The sequence below is a fragment of the Butyricicoccus sp. AM78-15b2TA genome, assembly GCF_027665985.1.
Taxonomy (GTDB): domain Bacteria; phylum Bacillota; class Clostridia; order Oscillospirales; family Butyricicoccaceae; genus Agathobaculum; species Agathobaculum butyriciproducens.
Map to the genome: position 1 here is coordinate 4,957 of NZ_JAQEHY010000033.1, position 3,360 is coordinate 8,316.

The 3,360-nt window shown below is 51.9% G+C and carries 3 protein-coding genes; all 3 read right to left on the reverse strand.

Annotation, left to right across the window (positions count from 1 at the left end; translation table 11 throughout):
* On the reverse strand, positions 1-1,257 hold a 1,257-nt coding region (locus tag PGS25_RS15105), incomplete at its 3' end, for a CD1108 family mobile element protein (protein ID WP_270419362.1).
* The gene (locus tag PGS25_RS15110) at positions 1,250-1,630 is read right to left on the reverse strand and encodes a DUF3851 domain-containing protein (RefSeq protein WP_442865321.1); all 381 of its coding nucleotides are present in this window, start codon (positions 1,628-1,630) and stop codon (positions 1,250-1,252) included. The genes PGS25_RS15105 and PGS25_RS15110, both read right to left, overlap by 8 nt.
* A partial coding sequence (locus tag PGS25_RS15115) for a VirB4-like conjugal transfer ATPase, CD1110 family (protein ID WP_270419364.1) occupies positions 1,630-3,360 on the reverse strand: 1,731 nt, incomplete at its 5' end. The genes PGS25_RS15110 and PGS25_RS15115, both read right to left, overlap by 1 nt.

Sequence of the window (3,360 nt, forward strand, 5' to 3'; positions counted from 1 at the left end):
GCCGCCGCCAAACAACAGCGGCTTATTGCCCATGGTCTGCCGGTAAACCTGATACATTTTCATCTGCTCCGGGGTCAGAAGTTCCGACACCACAGCGGAAATGGGCTTGCTGGCGAGTTTCACATTCAAAATGTAATACTCATAGGGAACTTCTTCTGAGGTGGTCTCGCCGGTCTCCGGGTCGGTTGAGGTCTCCGTGCGGTAGCGAATCTCCACTTCCTCAGTAAGCGTCAGCTGATACTGTGCTGCAAACACACGCGCCAGCTCTGCCTGAGCGCTCTGCCGGGTGTAGCCTTGCAAGACGGCAGAGAGAAATGCTGCCAGCTCATGAGGATCATGGCCGATCATACCAAGGTCATAGCGATACTCGTCATACCCTGGGTGACTGCTTTCAATGTTGTCGATTTCCTCCTGCAACTGGGCTTCTCTGGCTGCATAATCTGCCTCCACCGCCAGCATTTCCGGGTCATCCGACGGATAGGTGGTGCCGGAGAGGACGGAACCGATGCTCTGCGCCATCATGGAGCAGGAGGACATGGTATTCATCAGCATACAGGTAATGAGGAACAAAACCCCTGCCATCAGGAAACCCTTCTTGTGGCGCATGACGAATGCCCCTGCCTGCTGTGCCTTTTCTTTTACCGTCCTTGCGGCTTTTCCTGTTTTGGATGCAGCCTGGGCGGTATTTCCAGCAGTCTGACCGGCATGTTTGGCGGCGGCATACTGCTTTTTGATGGCCTGCTTTTGCTGCCAGCGGGAAAGCGGATTGCTGGCAAACTGGGGATTTTCCTGCAAAGATTTCTGGTACAGAACATTTACATTTGCCTTTTCCAGTTGGCGCTCTGCCTGTGCTGCTTTGCGGTACGGCTTCAGCTTGTGGCTGCGATAGCCCTCCCGCACCAGATAAGCGCCGGTCTCCACCGCTTCCTCGGACTTGTGGGCGCTTTCCACGCCCACATTGTCCTGTTCTGTTTCCCGGATCTCTTTGTGGAGCTTGCCCGCAACCAGATGGACGGGAGCTTCCTTGACCCCTTGAGAAAGTTTGGAGGGTGGCTTTTTCTTGTCCTCAAAGGTCAACTTCGAGGTCTTTTTTCCGGTATCCGGGTCGATGACCGTCTGCCTGACCTTTTTCTTTGGGATATTGGCCTGCGCCTTATCTGCTCTGGCCGCAGCTTTCTCCGCTTTACGGATCGGCTTTTCCAGTGCAGGGTCAGACCGTTCCTCATCAGTAAAGCGCAGGCGCGGCTCTTTATTCAAACCATTCTCCCAGCATGAGGGAGGACATCATGTAGTGCAGCTCTGCATAAATGGCCATTCCCACAGGATCGTTGAACATACAGCTGGACAGGTAGGCATAAAACTGTGCCACCACATCGGACAGGATCTTCGCCTCTGTTCCTTCCAGAATCAGGCCGCCCATACCTTCTTTAGCACGAATGGCGCTCCAGACCTCCGCCAGACGGAGAAGCCCCACCTGACCGGTCTCATTCAGTTCGGCTGCCTGGTCTGCTGCCGTGCGGCACTCGCTGACCGCATCGGCCATGACCGTAAGCAGCTGGCTGCGCTGGGCATTTACTGCCCTGTCAAAAAACATCAGCGGGTTTTTATTCAAAACGTTGAGATTCATCATCATTCATCCTCCTTTTTCAATTCTTGAGGTTTGGTGGTCATAATGCGGTAAAGCTCGGTATTCTTCGGGAAGTGGTCTACAAACGGCAGGATCGTGGAGCCATAGAACAGCAGACCCTCGCCCTCACCGGAGTGGGTCACATAAGATAACTGGTGTGTGGAAATGCCCAGCTGCTTGGCGAGGATCTGCCGGTCCCCGCCAGCCTGGTTGAGCATATACACGAAGTCGGAGTTTTCAAAGATGTTCTCTACCTCGCGGCTGCTCAAAAGGTCTTTGACATTCTGGGTGATACCTGTCGGAATACCGCCCCATTTTCTGAATCGCTTCCAGATTTCCACCGTATAGGCGGCGGTCTGCTCCTCCTTCAAAAGCAAGTGCATCTCGTCGATGTAGTAGCGGGTAGACTTGTGGGCGGCACGGTTGATGGTGACACGGTTCCACACCTGATCCTGAACTACCAGCATACCGATTTTTTTAAGCTGCTTGCCCAGTTCCTTGATGTCATAGCAGACAATCCGGTTATCAATGTCCACATTGCTCTGATGATTGAACACATTCAAAGAACCCGTTACATAGATTTCCAATGCCGTTGCAATGTACTGAGCTTCTTTTTCTTCCTGCTCCCGCAACAGGTTATAAAGGTCCTCCAAAATCGGCATATTCTCCGGCTTTGGGTCATTGAGATATTCGTTGTAAACCAACCGTACACAACGGTCAATAATGGTTTTCTGCACTGGCTGCAAGCCCTCCTTACCGCCCACGATCAGCTCACACAAGCTGAGGATAAAGTCAGACTTGAGTGACAGCGGGCTTTCATCATCCGAATAGTCCAGATTCAGATCCATCGGATTGATATAGTTGGTTGAAGTAGGTGAGATCTTGATGACCTGCCCATGCAGACGCTCAACAAGAGGTGCGTACTCCGCTTCCGGATCACAGATAATGACATCATCACTGGTAAGCAAAAAGCAGTTGGCAATTTCTCGTTTTGCGCTGAAGGACTTACCGGAACCCGGCGTACCCAAAATCAAGCCGTTGGGGTTTTTCAGCAGCTTTCGATCCACCATGATGAGGTTGTTGGATAGAGCATTGATGCCGTAGTACAGAGCTTCTTTGCCGTTCTGGAATAATTCCTGTGTGGTGAACGGTACAAAGATAGCCGTAGAACTGGTGGTCAGTCCTCGCTGGATCTCGATCTGATTGAGTCCCAGGGGCAGACAGCTCATCAGCCCTTCTTCCTGCTGGAAGTCCAGCCTGGTCAGCTGACAGTTATACTTCTGGGCAATGGAGCCTGCCTGAAAGATGTTGTTGCCAAGCTGACGGGGATTGTCCGCTGTGTTCAGCACCAGAAAGGTCAAAAGGAACATTCTCTCGTTGCGACTCTGCAAATCCTGCAAGAGTTTTTTCGCTTCACTGCCGTAGGTAGCAAGGTCAGATGGAATGATGTCCATGTCGTATCCGGCGCGGACTGCTTTTTTCTGTTCCTCGATCTTACTGCGGTCCAGGTCGGTAATCTTTCGCTTTACCGTTTTGATGGCTTTCACCTGATCCACCGACTGAATGTGCATACTCACAATGAGCGAGCTTTCCATATCCAGAAAATCAGCCAGCAGACGGTCATTCAGCTCCGGTGCGAGAATCTGCAAAAAAGAAACAGCCCCGTATTTCTTGCCCATACGGAACTGCTTGCCGGTGCGGAACTCAAAGGAGCTTGGTGCAATAAAATCCTT